Origin of the sequence: Pseudarthrobacter sp. R1 (assembly GCF_024494415.1) — a bacterium.
In the GTDB taxonomy this organism is placed as follows: Bacteria; Actinomycetota; Actinomycetes; order Actinomycetales; family Micrococcaceae; genus Arthrobacter.
Genome location: NZ_JAMKFI010000005.1, coordinates 128388 through 144784, shown reverse-complemented (window position 1 = coordinate 144784; position 16397 = coordinate 128388). Strand labels below are relative to the sequence as shown.

The following is a 16397-nucleotide window of genomic DNA, read 5'->3' as shown; positions in this document are numbered from 1 at the left end:
TCCTTTTGCTTCCTTAAGTAAATACTCCGGCGCCAACCCTGCACACGAGTAGGGTGTACTCGAATTCGTCGTCCCCGGACTACCGGGGCACCCCGCGGTACCCGCATTACTGCGGTGGCAGCCGGTCGAAGGGCTGAGCCGGCATGCAGCCTCGCGGCTTGAGTAGGCGGAAGGGGCAGGGGGAAGGTGTTGGGCAGCCCTTATTTGGGGAGGGCTGACTCGAGCTCGTCACGGCTGCGTACACCCAGCTTTACGTACGTCCGGTACAGGTGCCCTTCCACCGTGCGTACAGAGACCATCAGCCGTTGGGCGATTTCCCTGTCAGTAAGGCCCTGCACGGCCAAGCCGACGATGTCCTGCTCGCGGCGGGTGAGGTGGACGGCGGGAGCAGCAGCGATGAAGCGCCCTTCCCTGAACCGCTCCCCCAGTTCGTGGTCGCATTTTTCGCGCAGCGCCACTGCCTGCCTGGACCGCCGGCGTTCTCCGGCCTGCTCCAGGAGGGTACTCGCGCGGGCATAAGCCTCGCGCGCGAGATTCACAAAGCCTGATTCCTCGAGTGAGCTGGCCGTGTCCATCAGGGCATCCCTATCAGCGGCTTCCCAGCCGGTTGCCAGTGCCAGCATCGCCTGGGCGTATCGCCCTTCTATCGCCTGCGCCACCGACTGCACCATTGGAATGACCGATGGGTCACCCAGGTCCCAGCAGATGGACAGGATTTCGAGCAGGGTTCCGGCCCTTGAAGTGGCATCATGCGTGGTGGCCAGGGTATGGAGCGTTGCCAGCCCCTTGCCGTCCCGGGACAGATATTCGGAGGCAGCGGCACCGTATGCTGAAGCCAGCAGCTCGTGGGCGGGCCCTCCGGCCACTGCGTCGGTGAAGTCCTCTTCGAGTCGTTTGGCCTGCGCTGCATCACCCAGCCGTGCTGCCGCGTAGAAGCCCAGCGAAGACCCGAAGCGGAACAGCTGCAGCGGATCGTTCAACCTCAGCGACTCCACGGCCGGCAGCAGCACCTGGTACGCCCGCTCCATCCGGCCTTGCCGCAGAAGCGAGTAGCCGCGAAGCACCTCCAGGCTTCCGTTGAAGGTGGCGGCTCCGCGCGCATGGCCAGCCGCATAATTATCGAGTTCGCGCTCGGCCGACTCCCATTCGCCCATCGCCAGATAATCAATCACCAGCCGGCCCAGCACGAACTCGGTGAAAAAGAACAGGCTGTCCTCCAGCGCAGGCAGCTCCGAGGCAGCCAGGAGGGCGGAATCCAGCCCCTGGCCAGCCCGGCCGGCTGCAGCAAGGGCGTGGGCCAGAAGCGCCTCGCCAAGCGCCCTGACGGCTTCGCTTCCGGCTTCCTCGGAGGCTGTGTTCCGGATCTCCCCGACCTCAGCGGTGAGCGCCCCGGCATCCACAGCCGCGCCCAGCTGCAGGAGGTGCAGGACCTGCAGGAGCCAGTCCTGCCGTTTCTGCTCTCCGTCAACAGGCTGTTGAGTGTTTAGGCCCTCGGCCAATGCGTTCAAGGACTGGCCGGCGGCCTGGTGGGCCGCTGCGCGGAGCAGGAGGACGGCGGGGCCCTCGGCGTCTTCGGAAAGCTGACGCCAGCAGGCATCAAGAAGGTGGGCGGCCTGGCCGTAGGCACCCTCGTTGTAGAGGGCGCGTGCTTGGATGGCCCTGGCCAATGGCACCAGTGCGGGATCCTGGATTTTGGCTGCGATGGAACGGGCGCTGACGTTGCGGAACCGCCTCAGGGCCTCGCGGGCAGCGTCAAGCATTTCGGGGTCCGAGACGCGCAGCCCGCACTCAAAAGCCCACTCTACGGACCTGAGCTTGCCCTCCCCGCGCAGGACCGTGCCGTTCTGGTGGACCCGGATCTTTTCGAGCAGCTGCAGGCTTCGCGACACCGAGAGTGTATTCCGGATGGCGGTGGCGAAGAGGGCATTCCAGATGGACAGTTCAGCCGGCACTCCGGAACTCTCGGTGATCATCTGCTGGTCGAGGAGAGAGCGGACCACCGCGGCCCCGCTGATGTCCTCGATTACCTTCCGGCCCACGGGTCCGGCAAGCGCGATGAGCTTCAGCGCCTCCTGTTCCTCCGGCGCCCGCCGGATGTGGTCCTTGGTCACTACTGCCGTGAGTTGGCCGCCGTCGGCGGGCAACGGACCAAGCAGCATCCAGATGCCGTTCCGCTTGGCCAGGACACCGCTTTCGGCAGCGTCGTGCAGCAGTGCGTCGAGGATGCGGGGATTGCCGCCTGAAGCGATCCACACTGAATCCACTGTGGCCGCCGGCACCGTTCCATCCAGGACGTGGTCGAGTACTTCCTCAATCTGTTCCCTGTTCAGGGGCCGAAGGTCCACCCGCTCGGCAAGGCCGTCGTACCAGAGCTGGTCCAGCGGCTGCGGGAGGCCCGGCCGGGGCCTGGCAGCAGCTACCACAGTTGCCCAACCTGCCGAGATCAGGTCCGCCAGTACCCCGGCAGAGGAGTCGTCCAGGTGGTGGGCATCATCCACCACCAGAAGGACCGGGGCGCCCCTGCCGCCCTTCAGCTTCTCGAAGTACGTCCACATGGAACGCAGAACCGCCACGGGTGAGACCGACTCTTCGGCGCTCAGCTCTCCGGTATACGGCGTCAGTACGCCGAAGGGCACAGTGGCCAAGGCAGAACTGCCATGAATCTGCAGGATGTTGAGCTCTCCGGAAAGCCGCTCCAGGATCGCCTCAGTCAGGGACGTCTTACCGATCCCGGGCCCCGCCATCACAAAAACCGCATGACTGGTCCCGTTCCGGACAATGTTGCAGATGCGTTCCAAAGGCTCGCGCCGGCCGGTGACGGGGCGGTGTGCCGGTTTGTGGCCGTTAGACGAGTCCAGTCAGATCACCCCTGGAAGTTACGCCAAGCTTGGTGAAGACCTGGTACAGGTGGCCTTCCACCGTGCGGACGGACACACCCATTTCCAGGGCGATGTCACGGTTGGACGCCCCGCGGCCGGCCAGCCGTGCGATCTGGCGCTCCCGGGCGGTCAGCAGAGGGCTGCCACTGCTGGGCACGATGGGAAGATTCGCCACAGTGGCAGCCAGGATGTCCAGCCGGGCCTGGGCGGTCCGGGCGGAAATGGTATCTCCGTCCTGCCGGGCGAAGTCCACCGCCAACGCCATGCAACGGGCCTCCACGGTGTCCAGTTCGAGGGTGGCCGCGATTTCCCCTGCTGCGAGAAGGATTTTGGCATCCTTGGTCCGGCTCCCCACCGCCAACAGCCGGGCGACTTCCGCCAGCGGTCCCTGCCGGTGATCCGAGATCTCCTCCAGGAGGCGGAAGTCGGCATCGCTGCCGTTCACGGTGGCTGCCAGCAGGCTGATCCCGGCGTTTGTGTAAAGACCGGCCTCCATGTTCCGCCGGGCGGACTGTTTCAAGCCGGCAGCGGACTCGGAATCGCCCAGCCAGCGCCCCGCAACCAGGGCGCAGAACTCGATGATGCTCTCCGTGGAGAAACTTGACTTGCCCGGTATCCGCTGGAGTTTGGCCAGGAATCTGCGTGCCTGGGCAGCATTGCCCGTCTGCGCGTGGGCCAGTGCCGTGGCTGCGTAGGCACAGCGAAGGGCATTCTGGAGCGGCTGGAGCTCAAGCTGCGCCACCGCCGAAATCAGGGGGTCCAGGGCAGCGCCACCCCGGCCGGAATAAACATAGGCGAGCCCGACGGCCAGTTCAGTGGCCGCGCTCCGGTACGGGAGGCGGTCGTATTCACCGCCGTGGTGTGGACCCAGGAGGTCGATGCAACGCCGCCACTGCCCGGCCGTCAGCAACACCAGGTAGGCCTCCCTGGTGTATTGCTCGCGCAAACCCACCACGTGCGAAGCGTCCGTTATCTGGCCCCCAAGCTGCCGCATCAGGCTCAGCGCATCCATTTCCCGTCCGGTCAGCGCCAACGCCGTCATCAGGATGACGGCGGACTGCATCCGGTGGGCTGTGTCCGGGTTCCGTGCCGGATCTGCAGCGGCCTCCAGCTCGGGAATCATGGCCGCGTAGTCACCGACGAACGCGCGGTATTCGAACTCGCTGAGCGCCACGCGGTGGGCGGCAGCCACTGCCGGGTGGGGCCAGGCTGCGTTGTTAGCCACGGCGTCCAGCCGCTCACGGGCTTCGGCCAGAAGGGCCGGGACGTTGCCTGCCTGGTCCGGAAGCCACAACATCACCTTGGCTTTGGCCGCCACCACCCGTGCGTATTCCTCGACACCGACATCCTCAAGTTCCGGCTGGGAGATATCGTCCAAGGCAGCAAGTGCCTGGATGGGCAGGTCCAGTTGAAGATATGCGGCAGCCTTCTGGCGCTGGGCGGGTACCCACTCCTGGTCTGTCCGCTTCAACATGTCTGCGTAGGTCAAGGCGAAGCGGGGATCAAAGAGCTGGACGGCGGCTTCGGCAGCGGCGAGGGCCAGTGCGGAGCTCAGCTCAGCTTCACACTCGTGTGTCCACGCGGCGAAGGCCATCAGTTCCTCGACGGTCATGTTCGCCGGCTCGGGTTCCGTACCGCCCAAAAGCCCGCTGCGCAGTTCCCGGCGCCGGGCAATGCTTAGCCATGACCGCACGACGTCGCCGATGTATTTTTCACGCAAAGCAACCCAGCGGTGGTCCGAATCATCGATCTCCAGCAGGCCGGCGTCCTCCATGTCCGCCACCACTTCGGCGGGGTAAATGGCAGTGAGCCTGGAGAGTTCCACCCGCCTGGCGCAGGAGAGCATCTCAATGACTTCCCTGGTTTCCGGGGTCTCCCTCGACCAGCGGGACCTGACGATGTCGTCAAGGCTGGCGGCGCCGTCGAGTACCACCTTGTCCCGGAGGGTCCAGACGGAGTCGGACAAAACGAGGTTTCCCGAGAGCCGCTGTTCGGTGACAAGTGCCTTCAACAGCAGGGGGTTGCCGCCCACCATGTGGTGATAGGTGCTGACCAGCGATGCAGACACCCGTTGGCCCAGCAGGGACAACAGAACCTGGCGGGTCTGCAGCTCGTTGAGGTTGTTGAGCCGGACCTCAGTCAGGCGACGGTCGGTGAGCAGCCAGTGGAAGTCGGCGGGAAGGTCACTGATCTTTGGGGCAACGGCGATGATTTTGGCTGTGCCGGTCAGAAGGACGTTCAGGAGCACGCCCGCGCTCATATCGTCAATGCTTCCGGAGGTGTCCAGTGTGATGATGCAGCGCCGGCCGGCGGCGTCGCTCCGGATCAGCGACGTGATCCCACGCAGGATGGCTGTGGGAGATCCCATGTAGGCCTGGGGCAGGCGCGCCAGCAGGAAGGAGAGGCAGCCGTACGGTGTGTTGGCGCCGGCGGGCCCGCTTCGGAGTTGCAGGGACCAGACGTCGGGGCCGAGGTCTGAAACGGCGGCCCGGGCGAGGGAGGACTTTCCTACACCCCGCCCTCCGGTGATAACAACACCCAGCGAGTCTTCGCTGACCAGCGCTGTTCGGACGGCTTCAAGGTTTGCGCCGCGGGCAGGCGCCGACCACTGTTGCGCCCCGGGCGCGCCGGAATTTTCGGTATGCAGCCCAACGTCGTGAGATGTTGCCCCACGCCCCCAGCTAAGTGGCTCGATTGACATGAACTTATCCCCTACGTCCCGCGATAGCGGGATGTAGCCCCATTGCTCCCCCGCCTACGAAAAGACTACCCGTGGCGCAGACAAGGAAACAGGTAGGCGGGGGTTTAAGTTTTTATGTTGCTAGCGCTCGGACTTCGCAGGATGGAATTTCTGCTGCGCGGATGTGAGCCCTTCCCGCAGCAATAGCTCCACCGCGTCAGCGGCTTCGTCCAGCAGGAAAGGCAGTTCCTTGAGCTCGGCAGTGCCAAAATCACGCAGGACGTAGTCCGCAGTGTCCATTCGGCCCGGCGGCCTGCCGACCCCCACCCGGACCCGCAGATAGTCCTTGGTGCCAAGCGCTTTGGAGATGTCCCGCAGCCCGTTGTGGCCGCCTTCTCCCCCGCCGGTCTTGAGTTTCACCGTATTGAAGGGAATATCGATTTCGTCGTGTACCGCCACCACATGGTCCGGCGTGATGCCGTAGAAGCTTGCCAGCGCCGAGACCGGCCCGCCTGAAACATTCATGTAGCTCATGGGTTTCGCCAGCACCACCCGCGGACTGCCGATGCCGAGCCTGCCCTCCACCACTTGGGCCCGGGCTTTGTGCGTCTTGAATCCCGCGCCCACGCGTCCGGCGAGTTCGTCAAGGACCATCTGTCCGACGTTATGCCTGTTGCCCTGGTATTGCGCACCCGGGTTTCCGAGGCCAACGATCAACCAGGTGTCAGTCATGAATCAATCCTAAGCGGAGGTTTGTGGTGAGGACGGCGGGGCAGACACGGCAGTGGCCGGACCCTGGGGATCCGGCCACTGTTGAAACGTGCAGGCTGTTACTCTGCTGCTGCCTCGGAGGAAGCACCAGCGGCTTCTTCGGTGCCTTCCTCGGCGGACTCGGTGGCCTCGGAGATGTTCACCACGAGGGCATCGGCATCGGCGAGGAGGACTGCGCCCTTGGGCAGGACCAGGTCGGACGCGTGGATGTGCTCGCCGGCGGTGCGGCCTTCGATGCTGACCTCGACGGCGGTGGGCAGGTGGGTTGCCTCGGCCTCAAGGGAGATGACGGTGAGTTCCTGGTTGAAGACGTTGCCCGGAGCAAGCTCGCCGACGACGTGGACCGGAATGTCAACGGTCACCTTTTCACCCTGGCGGACGGTGAGGAGGTCGATGTGCTCGATGATCTGCTTGATCGGGTCGCGCTGGACGTCCTTGACCAGGGCCAGGTGGCTCTCGCCGTTGATGTCCAGCGACAGCAGGGCGTTGGCGGTACGGACGGCCAGGGTGGTGGCCTTCGCCGGGAGGGTCACGTGGATGGGCTCTGCGCCATGGCCGTAGATGACGGCCGGGATGAGGTTCGCCATACGGGCGCGGCGGGCGTAGCCCTTGCCGAATTCGGTGCGTACTTCTGCTGCGAGCTTCTGCTCAGACATGGATATCTCCTTGAAAACTAAACGGTGTTCAGCAAGGGCGGAGGTCTGTTGCGACCTTCAACGCCGGGCGGCCGTGGCCGGGCCCATCTTCGAAGGGAGATTCAGACCCAGTCGATAACGGAGACTGCGGTCCGGTTTCCGTGCATACGGTTACCGGCACTCTCCCTCGCCAAGGTATCGCTGAAGAGTCTACCAGCGCCGCCCGTGATTCATGAAAACGGCCCCGCTCCCGGCAGCCGAACGATCGGCCACCGGGCGCAGGGCCCTGTTAACTAAGGGTCAGGCTTTGCCGTCGAACAGGCTGGTGACGGACCCGTCGTCGAAGACTTCCCGGACGGCACGGGCGATCAGCGGAGCGATGGACAGCACGGTCAGCTGCGGGAAGCGCTGTGACGCGGTGAGCGGCAGCGTGTTGGTGACCACCACTTCCCGGGCGCCCGACTCCGAAAGGCGCTGGGCTGCCGGCTCGGAGAAGACAGCGTGCGTGGCGGCGATAATAACGTCCTTGGCGCCGGCGTTCTTGAGCACGTTGACGGCACCGGAAATGGTGCCGCCGGTATCGATCATGTCGTCGATCAGGACGCAGGTGCGTCCTTCGATCTGGCCCACCACTGTCTTCGAAACGGCCTGGTTGGGAACGGTGAGGTCCCGGCTCTTGTGCACGAACGCCAGCGGGGCGCCGCCCAGGCGTTCCGCCCACTGCTCCGCAACCCGGACGCGGCCGGTGTCCGGCGAGACCACGGTGATGTTTTCGGCGTCCACCCTGGTCCGGATGTAGTCCGCCAGCAGCGGGATGGCCATCAGGTGGTCCACCGGGCCGTCAAAGAAGCCCTGGATCTGCGAGGTGTGCAGGTCCACGCTCATGATGCGGTCGGCGCCGGCGGTTTTGTACAGGTCGGCCACCAGGCGGGCCGAGATGGGCTCGCGGCCGCGTCCCTTTTTGTCCTGGCGCGCGTAAGGGTAGAACGGCGACACAACCGTAATGCGCTTGGCGGAGGCACGCTTCAGCGAGTCGATCATGATCAGCTGTTCCATGAGCCAATTGTTCAGCGGTGCGGGGTGTGCCTGGATGACAAAAGCGTCGGTTCCGCGGACACTCTCGCCGGCGCGGACGTAGATCTCACCGTTGGCGAAGTCGTAGGCGTCTACCGGGAGGAGGTCGGTGCCGAGCTCCTTGGCGATCTCCCGGGCCAGTTCGGGGTGGGCGCGGCCTGTAGCGAGCACCAGCTTCTTTTCGCCGCGTGCCGTAATTTCGCTCATTATTGGTTGCCCTCTTCTGTAGATGCCGGGGTACTTGAGGAATCTGTGGTGGCTGCCTGGGCCAGTTCGGCGGAGCGCGTACCAGGGCGGTTGGCCGCCACCCAGCCCTCGGTGTTGCTCTGGGCGGCAACCGTCAGCGCGAGCGCGCCCGCCGGGACGTCCTTGCGGATCACCGCGCCGGCGCCGCTGTAGGCGCCGTCCCCCACGGTGACCGGGGCAACGAATACTGTGTTTGAGCCTGTCCTGACGCCTGAGCCAATGACCGTCCGGTGCTTCTTGTCGCCGTCGTAATTGGCTGTGATATTTCCGCAGCCGATGTTGGTGTCCTCGCCGATTTCGGCGTCGCCGGCATAGCCGAGGTGGGAGAGCTTGGAACCACGGCCGATGGTGACGTTCTTCGTTTCGTAGAACGCGCCGATCTTGCCGCTTTCGCCCAGGACAGTGCCGGGGCGCAGGTAGGTGAAGGGGCCGACGGCGGCGTCCGGGCCGATGATCGCCCCTGATCCGTGCGTCCGGACCACCTTGGCACCTTCACCGATGGTGACGTCCGTGAGAGTGGTGTCGGGGCCGACGACGGCGTCCCTCGCCACCGTGGTGGCGCCGTGCAGTTGGGTGTTGGGCAGGATCCGGACGTCCTCGTCAAGGGTCACGGAAGAGTCGATCCAGGTGGTTGCCGGATCCACAACTGTCACCCCGGCCCGCATCCAGGCCTCGACGATGCGGCGGTTCAACTCCGCGCCCAGGGCGGAGAGCTGCACGCGGTCGTTGGCGCCTTCCACCTGCCATCGGTCAGCGGTGACGACGGCGGCGACGCGGCCGCCCGCCTGCCTTGCCAGTCCGAGGACGTCGGTGAGGTACTTCTCGCCCTGGGAGTTGTCTGTGGTGACATGCGTAAGTGCGTCACGGAGGACGGCAGCGTCAAAGGCGTAGATGCCGGAGTTGACCTCGCCGATGAGCCGCTGGGCGTCGGAGGCGTCCTTGTGTTCAACGATGCCGGTGACGGTACCGTCGTCGCCGCGCAGGATGCGGCCGTAGCCGGTGGCGTCGTCAAGGACTGCCGTGAGGACGGTGACAGCATTGGCTTCGCGTTCGTGCGTGGCCACGAGTTCGGCCAGCAGCTGACCGGAGAGGAGCGGCACGTCGCCGTAGGTCACCACAACGGTTCCGGTGAGGTGCTGTTCGCCGTCCAGGGCCTGGAGGGCGACCTCCACGGCACGTCCGGTGCCGGGAATCTCATCCTGGTCCACGATGACGGCAGCAGGATCGAGCTCTGAGAGGTGGCGGGCCACCAGGTCACGTTCATGGCGGACCACGATGGCGAGCTGGCGGGGATTGATGCTCCGTGCGGCGAGCAGCGCGTGGCCCACCATGGACCGGCCGCCAATCTCATGCAGGATCTTGGGAGTGCGCGATTTCATCCGGGTACCGGCGCCTGCCGCCAGAACGATGACCGCGGCCGGTCCGGTATTCTCGGGGATCACGTACGGGCTCTCCTTGCTAAGTTACGCTGGCGTTTTTCGGTGCTCCCGCGGCCTGAAGCCGTCCCGGCACCGAATGTCATCCTACTGATGGCTCCTCGCACAGCAGTTCCGCCCATAGGATTCGAACCTATACTCCACGGCTCCAAAGGCCGGGGTGCTGCCATTACACCAGAGCGGACCGTGCCGTGGCGCGCGGCCGGGCACAAGTAGTTATTTTGCCACGGGTTCGGGGCGCCGCGCGACATGGGCCGTTCATCCCCCGTCCTTGCCCCGCTTCTCCCCCCTGGTTCGCCCATTGTTCGGCATGGCGGGCGGCTGCAATTCGGCGGGGGCGGGTAGTGCATGATGGAAATGTGAGCAACAACCCTCCGCGGACACGGATGACCGGCCTTCAGCGGCGGAGCCAGCTGATCGACATCGGGCGGGGCCTTTTCGCAGTCCGCGGACTTGACGGCACCACAATTGAGGAGATCGCCGCCTGCGCGGGAGTATCCAAGCCGGTCATCTATGAGCACTTCGGATCCAAGGAAGGCCTGTACACGCAGGTAGTGGACTTCGAGTTCCGGATCCTCCTGGACGCCATCAACGCCGCCCTTACCGCGGAGGCGAAGCCGCGCGTCCTGGTGGAACGGGCCGCCCTGGCGCTGCTCACCTACATCGAGGACCGCACCGAAGGGTTCCGGATCCTGATGCGGGATGCCCCGCCGTCGCAGCCCGAGGGCGCCTTCTCCACCCTGCTCTCCCACGTCACCGCCAAAGTGGAACACATCCTCTCCGACGAGTTCGACCGCCGGGGCTTCAGCGCCCAGGACGGCGCCATGTACGCCCAGATGCTCGTCGGCATGGTCGCGATGACCGGCCAATGGTGGCAGGACAGCCGCCAGCCCGACAAACACACTGTTGCGGCCCACCTGGTAAACCTCGCCTGGAACGGCCTCACCGGCCTCAAGAAGGACCCCGAGCTAAAGTCCGAGGGCTAAGCTTTCTGATCACCTCCGGGACAGGTTAGGTCGCCTCCGGGACGTGCGTGTGGTTGCCTTCGCGACGCAGGGGCCCTTCGCCATCGGCCCGTGGGTACGTTCGCGGCGCAGGAGACCTTCGCCGTCGCTTAGACACGACGCATAGGGGCACCTGCGGTCGCTGGGCGACCTCCGGCGTCCGATGCGCCGCGATGCGCTCCTACGCGAAGGCCCCCCGCGCCACTTGTGCTGAAAGTTGCGTTTCCGCGTTCGGCACCGCGCCGCGGCAGCCGTACACCTTACTTCGGGCGCCCTCCACAAGTACCCCTGCCGAATGTCCCGCGCGGGCTTCCTGCTGTTCCACAACCGGAGGTGAGGCTCGTGGTCGGGAGGTGGTCTATCGGATAGGTGACTTCCGCACGCCGGAGGCGGTCCTTCGGAAAGGAGCGCATCGCGGGACATCGGAGCGCGGAGGTCGCCCAGCGACCGGAGCGGTCCCTATGTCCTGTGTCTAAGCGACGCCGAAGGGCCGGCTCCGGCACCCAACCCGGGCACAGCCGGTCGCAAGAAGCGATTACTCGCCGAGGACCTCGAGGGCCTCAAGCCATTCGAGTTCGAGGGCTTCGCGTTCCCCTGCGAGGTCCTTGAGCTTTTTGTTTTGGTCGGCCAGGGCGTCGAAGTCCGATTGTTCGGTGCTCTTGACCATTTGGTCGTGGAGCTTCTTTTCCTGCTGTTCCAGTTTCCCGAGCTGGCGTTCGATGCGGTTCTTGGCCTTGCGCGCGTCCCGTTTTTCGGCCTCGGACGGTCCTGCGGGAGCCGCCTCAGCAGTGGCTGAACCGCCGCTGGTGACGGGGTTGCCGCCGCCGGTGACCGTGGACCCGGCCAGGGCGGACTCGCGCAGCTCCAGGTACTGGTCCACGCCGCGCGGGAGGGCGCGGATCTTGCCGTCGCCCAGCAGCGCCATCTGATGGTCCGTCACGCGCTCCAGGAGGTAACGGTCGTGGCTCACCACAACGAGTGTCCCCGGCCAGCCGTCCAGGACGTCCTCGACGGCGGCGAGGGTATCGGTGTCGAGGTCGTTGGTGGGCTCGTCGAGCATCAGCACGTTGGGCTCCCCCACCAGCAGGCGCAGCAGCTGGAGACGGCGGCGCTCACCGCCGGAAAGGTCCCGCACGGGAGTCCACTGCTTCTCATTCGTGAAGCCAAGCTGCTCCACCAGCTGGCCCGCCGTGAACTCCTTGCCGCCCACGTTGATGGACCGTTTCTCGCGCTCGATCACTTCGATAACGCGCAGGTCCGAGACGTCGTCGAGCTCTTTGACCTCCTGGGTAAGCACCGCAGTAACCACGGTCTTGCCACGCTTGAGCCTGCCCGACGTGGGCTCGATCTGGCCGTTCAGGAGCTTGAGCAGGGTGGTCTTGCCGGCGCCGTTGACGCCCACCAGGCCCAGCCGCTCACCAGGTGCCAGCCTCAGGGTGATGTTGTCGAAGAGTTTCTGCCCTTCTTCACCCCCAAGGAAGTCCAGCGAAACGTTCTCCAAATCCAGGACGTCCTTGCCCAGGCGCGCAGTCGCCATTTTGCTCAGCGCCATGGAATCCCTGGGCTCGGGCACATCGGCGATGAGCGCGTTCGCCGCTTCAATCCGGAACTTCGGTTTGGCGGTGCGGGCAGGCGCGCCGCGGCGAAGCCAGGCGAGTTCCTTCTTGACCAGCTGCTGGCGCTTGCTTTCCATCACGGTGGCCGAGCGGTCACGCTCGGCGCGGGCCAGCACGTACGCTGCATAGCCGCCGTCGAAAGGATCCACGATGCCATCGTGGACTTCCCAGGTCTTGTTGCAGACCTCGTCGAGGAACCAGCGGTCGTGGGTGACCACCAGGAAAGCGCCCTGGTTCGCACGCCACCGGGTCTTCAGGTGCCGGGAAAGCCAGGCAACGCCCTCGACGTCGAGGTGGTTGGTGGGCTCATCGAGCATGATGACGTCATGGTCCTCGATCAGGAGCTTGGCCAGGGCCACCCGCCGCTTCTGCCCGCCGGACAGGGCGTGGACGTTGGCGTGCCAGTCGACGTCGGACACCAGGCCGCCCATGATCTCGCGGATCTGCGGGTTCCGCGCCCACTCATAATCCGCCTGGTCCCCCACGATAGCGGCGCCCACCGTCAGGTCGCCGTCGAGCACGTCGCTTTGGTCCAGGTAGCCCACGTTGACGTCGCCACGCTTGGTGACACGCCCGGAATCCGGCGTGGACCGCAGGGCCAGCAGTCGCATCAGGGTGGACTTTCCGTCACCGTTCCGGCCCACCATGCCGATCCGGTCGCCCTCTTCGAGTCCGAGGGTGATGCCGTCCAGGACGGTGCGGGTTGCGTAGGAGACCGTCAGGTTCTCGCCGCCAAGAAGGTGTGCCAAAAGGGAACTGCTTTCTGCTGCTGAGTAGGAACTGAAGGTTTTACAGAAGGATGTCGGACATGATGCGGGCCCCCGGAACCGGGCCGTGGACGGCGAGGGCCGTCAGCCCGTAGCGCCGCAGGTTTTCCGCCAGGCCTTCCGCGGCGACAGGATCATCGGCCAGCAGGGCCACCGTGGGACCCGAGCCTGAGACGATGCCTGCGATGGCTCCGTGTGCTTCGCCAATTCCCAGCGTATCGCGCAACGAAGGCGCCAGCTCAATGGAAGCCCGTTGGAGGTCATTGACCAGGACACGGCTGAGGGCTTCGGCGTCCCCGCTGCGGAGGGCGGTGAGAATCTGCGGATCTACCCCTGTTGGTTCGGCAACGTCGATGCCCTCTGCAGCCCGCAGGCGGTCCAGCGTCCTGTACACCTCGGGCGTGGGGAGGCCGTAATCCGCCGTGACCAGGACCCAGTCAGTCTGCGCCTTGGCCAGGGCCGGGGAAAGCTCATCGCCCAGGCCCAGGCCCACGGCTGTCCCGCCGAGCAGCGAGAAAGGAACGTCAGCACCCAATTCGGCCGCAAGGTGCGCCAGTTCCTCCCGGGACAGCCCACTGTTCCACAGTGCGTCACAGGCCAGGAGCGTGGCCGCAGCGTCAGCGGAACCGCCGCCCATGCCGCCCGCCACTGGCACCCGCTTCGTGATTTCCAGATGGACGCCCGTGGCATGCTCGGAAACGTCCGCCATGATGGCTGCCGCCTTGTACGCCAGGTTGTTCTGGTCCAGGGGGATATCGACGTCGTCCAGGTCCAGGGTGCTGTCCGGGCTGAGGGCCACCGTAATCCCGGGGGCTTCGGTGCTGGTGGCCGTTACTTCCTCGTACAGCGATACGGCCAGGTAGACGCTGGCCACGGAATGGTAGCCGTCGGGCCGGAGCGGTCCGACGTCCAGGGAAACGTTGACCTTCCCCGGAGCCTTGGCACGGACAGTCCTGGCGGCAAACCGCCCTGCCGGTGCGTTCATGGCCGGGCCTCACGCGCTTCCGCGATCCTCGCGAAGGCTGCAATGTCGATCACTTCGCCCCTGGCTGTGGGGTCGACGCCGGCAGCCACCAGGCAGCGTTCGGCTTCTGCGGCGCTCCCGGCCCAGCCCGCGAGGGCGGCGCGGAGCGTCTTGCGCCGCTGAGCGAAGGCAGCGTCCACCACGGCGAAGACCTGCTCACGGCCGGCGGTGGTGGCCGGGGGTTCATGACGGACAAAGGACACCAGCCCGGAGTGGATCTTGGGTGCGGGCCAGAACACGTTCATGCCAATCACACCGGCCTTGCGCATCCGGCTGTACCAAGCAGCCTTCACCGACGGCACACCATAGGTTTTGGATCCCGGCCCGGCAGCGAGGCGGTCAGCCACCTCGTCCTGGACCATGACCAGGCCATGCTGGAGGCTGGGGAAATGCTGCAGCAGATGCAGCACAACGGGCACGGCCACGTTGTAGGGCAGATTGGCCACCAGGGCGGTTGGCTGGACCGGAAGTTCCGTGACTTTCATGGCATCGGCCTGCACCAGGTGGAAGCTGCCGGCTGCGGCCGGGCGCCATTCCTTCACCGTGGCTGGAAGCTTTGCGGCCAGCACCGGGTCGATTTCGACTGCCACTACCGAAGCGGCGGCGTCCAGCAGCCCCAGAGTCAACGATCCGAGGCCAGGCCCCACCTCCAGCACGGTTTCGTCCGGGCCAACGCCCGCCGCGGCAACGATCCTGCGAATAGTGTTGCCATCAATCACGAAGTTCTGGCCTAGGGTTTTCGTGGGGCGGATACCGATCTCTTCCGCCAGCCGGCGTATGTCGGAAGCACCAAAAAGCGGTGCGGGCGCGGCGGGGATGGGTTCAGTCACCTAGGTATCCTATCCCGGGCGGCACTTGCTCCCGGCCCGTTTAAGTGCTGCGGCCGGGCCCGGAGATCCGGACCCGGCCGCACTTCCCCGCGGGGAGTTGACGTCTTCTTGTGTCAGCTGGTGGCAGCCCAGCCGCAGCCCCATGGCTGCAGGCCCCGCTGTGCGTACACGCGGTTGGCGATGTCGATTTGCTGGGCCTTCGTGGCAAGGCTCGCGTTGGGAGCGTATGCGCCGCCGCCGGCTCCAAGCCAGGTCCTGATGTCGAACTGGAGGCCGCCGTAATAGCCGTTGCCGGTGTTGATAGACCAGTTTCCGGTTGATTCACACTGGGCAATCTTGTCCCACATGGCCTCATTCATCATGGCCGGGGCAGCGGCACCGGTGTTGGCACCGGCAGAGGCAGCAGGGGCTGCCGGGGCAGCTTTGGCTACGGGCTCCGGCTTGGCCTTGGTACCCACCGTGATCTTCTCGGTCACAGGCTGGGCGGTAACGGTTTCGGACACCAGGGTGCGGGACGCTTCGCGGCCGTCAACCAGCACGAGCTTGAAGGTCTTTTCGACCTTCCCTGCGGAGCCTGCCTGGGTGACTTCCTTTTCACCCTTGAACATCTCGGCGCTCTCGATGGTCTCCGACGTGAACGGGACGTCGGCGGTGGTCACTGCAGTCTGGCCGGTGTCCACGCGGGAGACCTTGATGACCATGTTGTTGACAACGTGGGCGTTGGCGGGCTGGGAAGAACGGTCATTGGCACCGAGGGTCAGGCCTGCATCTTCAAGTACCTTGCCCACCGTGGCGGCAGTTGTGGTGGCCGTCTCCACTTTGCCGTCGGCAACAATGCTCACTGACTTGGGAGTGGAAATGGAGACGAAGGACCCTGCAACCGAGAGCTGGGCGTCTGTGGGCACAGAAATCGACGACGCACTTGCGACACCGAGCTCGGTCACCAGTCCGGCAACGTCCTGGGCAGTGGTGTTCACGGTCTTTTCGGCGCCGTCCAGGCTGACCTTGACTTCCTTGGCCATGTTGACGTTGATGACCGTGCCGTTCTGGACAGTGGCATCAACGGACGGGGAAACCCGGTCCGCGGGCTTCAGCTCGACGTTGGCGCTCTTGACTACCTGTCCCACAGTTCCGCCGAAGGTCTGGACGGACGTTACCTTGCCGTCGACGTTCAGCGTGATGGTTTTGTTATTGCCGACGAAGGCTACGAGGCCCACCACCAGCGCGCACAGCACCAGGAGTTGCGTTCCAATCTTGATAAAGCTGAACTTGCCGTCCGTTGTGAAGAACTTGACCACGATTGCCCGTAACTTTAGGTCCTTCCGGGCACGGGGAGAGCGCAATAAAATGCCCGGTACCACCTGAAAAAGGGGTAGTCCGGGCATCTTCGCACCGCCACACTCCGCACAGCAGGCAGGCTGGAATCAGGCCCAGC

The 16397-nt window shown here is 65.2% G+C and carries 11 protein-coding genes and 1 tRNA gene; 1 reads left to right on the top strand and 11 read right to left on the bottom strand.

Annotated features, from left to right (window positions below; all coding sequences use genetic code 11):
• Positions 1-200: 200 nt before the first annotated feature.
• From M8J71_RS04935 to M8J71_RS04905, 7 genes are all read right to left on the bottom strand, one after another.
• Positions 201-2798, bottom strand: coding sequence for a LuxR C-terminal-related transcriptional regulator (locus M8J71_RS04935; RefSeq protein ID WP_374114809.1), 2598 nt, complete (start codon positions 2796-2798; stop codon positions 201-203).
• 46 nt (positions 2799-2844) lie between these two features.
• Entirely contained in the window at positions 2845-5580 is a 2736-nt protein-coding gene (locus M8J71_RS04930; RefSeq protein ID WP_256246864.1) for a LuxR family transcriptional regulator, read from the bottom strand.
• A 120-nt stretch (positions 5581-5700) separates the two neighbouring features.
• The gene (gene pth / locus M8J71_RS04925; protein WP_256246863.1) at positions 5701-6291 is read right to left on the bottom strand and encodes an aminoacyl-tRNA hydrolase; all 591 of its coding nucleotides are present in this window, start codon (positions 6289-6291) and stop codon (positions 5701-5703) included.
• 98 nt (positions 6292-6389) lie between these two features.
• Positions 6390-6986, bottom strand: coding sequence for a 50S ribosomal protein L25/general stress protein Ctc (locus M8J71_RS04920; protein WP_163164304.1), 597 nt, complete (start codon positions 6984-6986; stop codon positions 6390-6392).
• A gap of 279 nt (positions 6987-7265) precedes the next feature.
• Positions 7266-8246, bottom strand: a complete 981-nt coding sequence (locus M8J71_RS04915; protein WP_163164303.1) for a ribose-phosphate diphosphokinase — start codon at positions 8244-8246, stop codon at positions 7266-7268.
• Positions 8246-9727 carry a bifunctional UDP-N-acetylglucosamine diphosphorylase/glucosamine-1-phosphate N-acetyltransferase GlmU gene (gene glmU / locus M8J71_RS04910; RefSeq protein WP_256246862.1) on the bottom strand — a complete coding sequence of 494 codons (1482 nt, stop codon included), beginning with the start codon at positions 9725-9727 and terminating at the stop codon, positions 8246-8248. Before glmU ends, M8J71_RS04915 begins: the two co-directional genes overlap by 1 nt.
• A gap of 106 nt (positions 9728-9833) precedes the next feature.
• A tRNA-Gln gene (locus M8J71_RS04905) sits at positions 9834-9905 on the bottom strand.
• 175 nt (positions 9906-10080) lie between these two features.
• Between M8J71_RS04905 and M8J71_RS04900 the strand changes: the two genes are divergently transcribed.
• Positions 10081-10707: a TetR/AcrR family transcriptional regulator gene (locus tag M8J71_RS04900; RefSeq protein ID WP_256246861.1), complete on the top strand. Its 627-nt coding sequence runs from the start codon at positions 10081-10083 to the stop codon at positions 10705-10707.
• 553 nt (positions 10708-11260) lie between these two features.
• Here the strand turns inward: M8J71_RS04900 and M8J71_RS04895 are convergent.
• The 4 genes from M8J71_RS04895 to M8J71_RS04880 all read right to left on the bottom strand — a co-directional run bounded on the left by M8J71_RS04895 (position 11261) and on the right by M8J71_RS04880 (position 16260).
• Positions 11261-13090: an ABC-F family ATP-binding cassette domain-containing protein gene (locus M8J71_RS04895; RefSeq protein ID WP_256246860.1), complete on the bottom strand. Its 1830-nt coding sequence runs from the start codon at positions 13088-13090 to the stop codon at positions 11261-11263.
• 40 nt (positions 13091-13130) lie between these two features.
• Positions 13131-14093, bottom strand: coding sequence for a 4-(cytidine 5'-diphospho)-2-C-methyl-D-erythritol kinase (locus tag M8J71_RS04890; RefSeq protein WP_256246859.1), 963 nt, complete (start codon positions 14091-14093; stop codon positions 13131-13133).
• Positions 14090-14962, bottom strand: a complete 873-nt coding sequence (gene rsmA / locus M8J71_RS04885) for a 16S rRNA (adenine(1518)-N(6)/adenine(1519)-N(6))-dimethyltransferase RsmA (RefSeq protein WP_256246858.1) — start codon at positions 14960-14962, stop codon at positions 14090-14092. The genes M8J71_RS04890 and rsmA overlap by 4 nt, the downstream gene beginning before the upstream one ends.
• Positions 14963-15075: 113 nt before the next feature.
• Positions 15076-16260 carry a transglycosylase family protein gene (locus M8J71_RS04880; RefSeq protein WP_256246857.1) on the bottom strand — a complete coding sequence of 395 codons (1185 nt, stop codon included), beginning with the start codon at positions 16258-16260 and terminating at the stop codon, positions 15076-15078.
• Between the last annotated feature and the right edge of the window lie 137 nt (positions 16261-16397).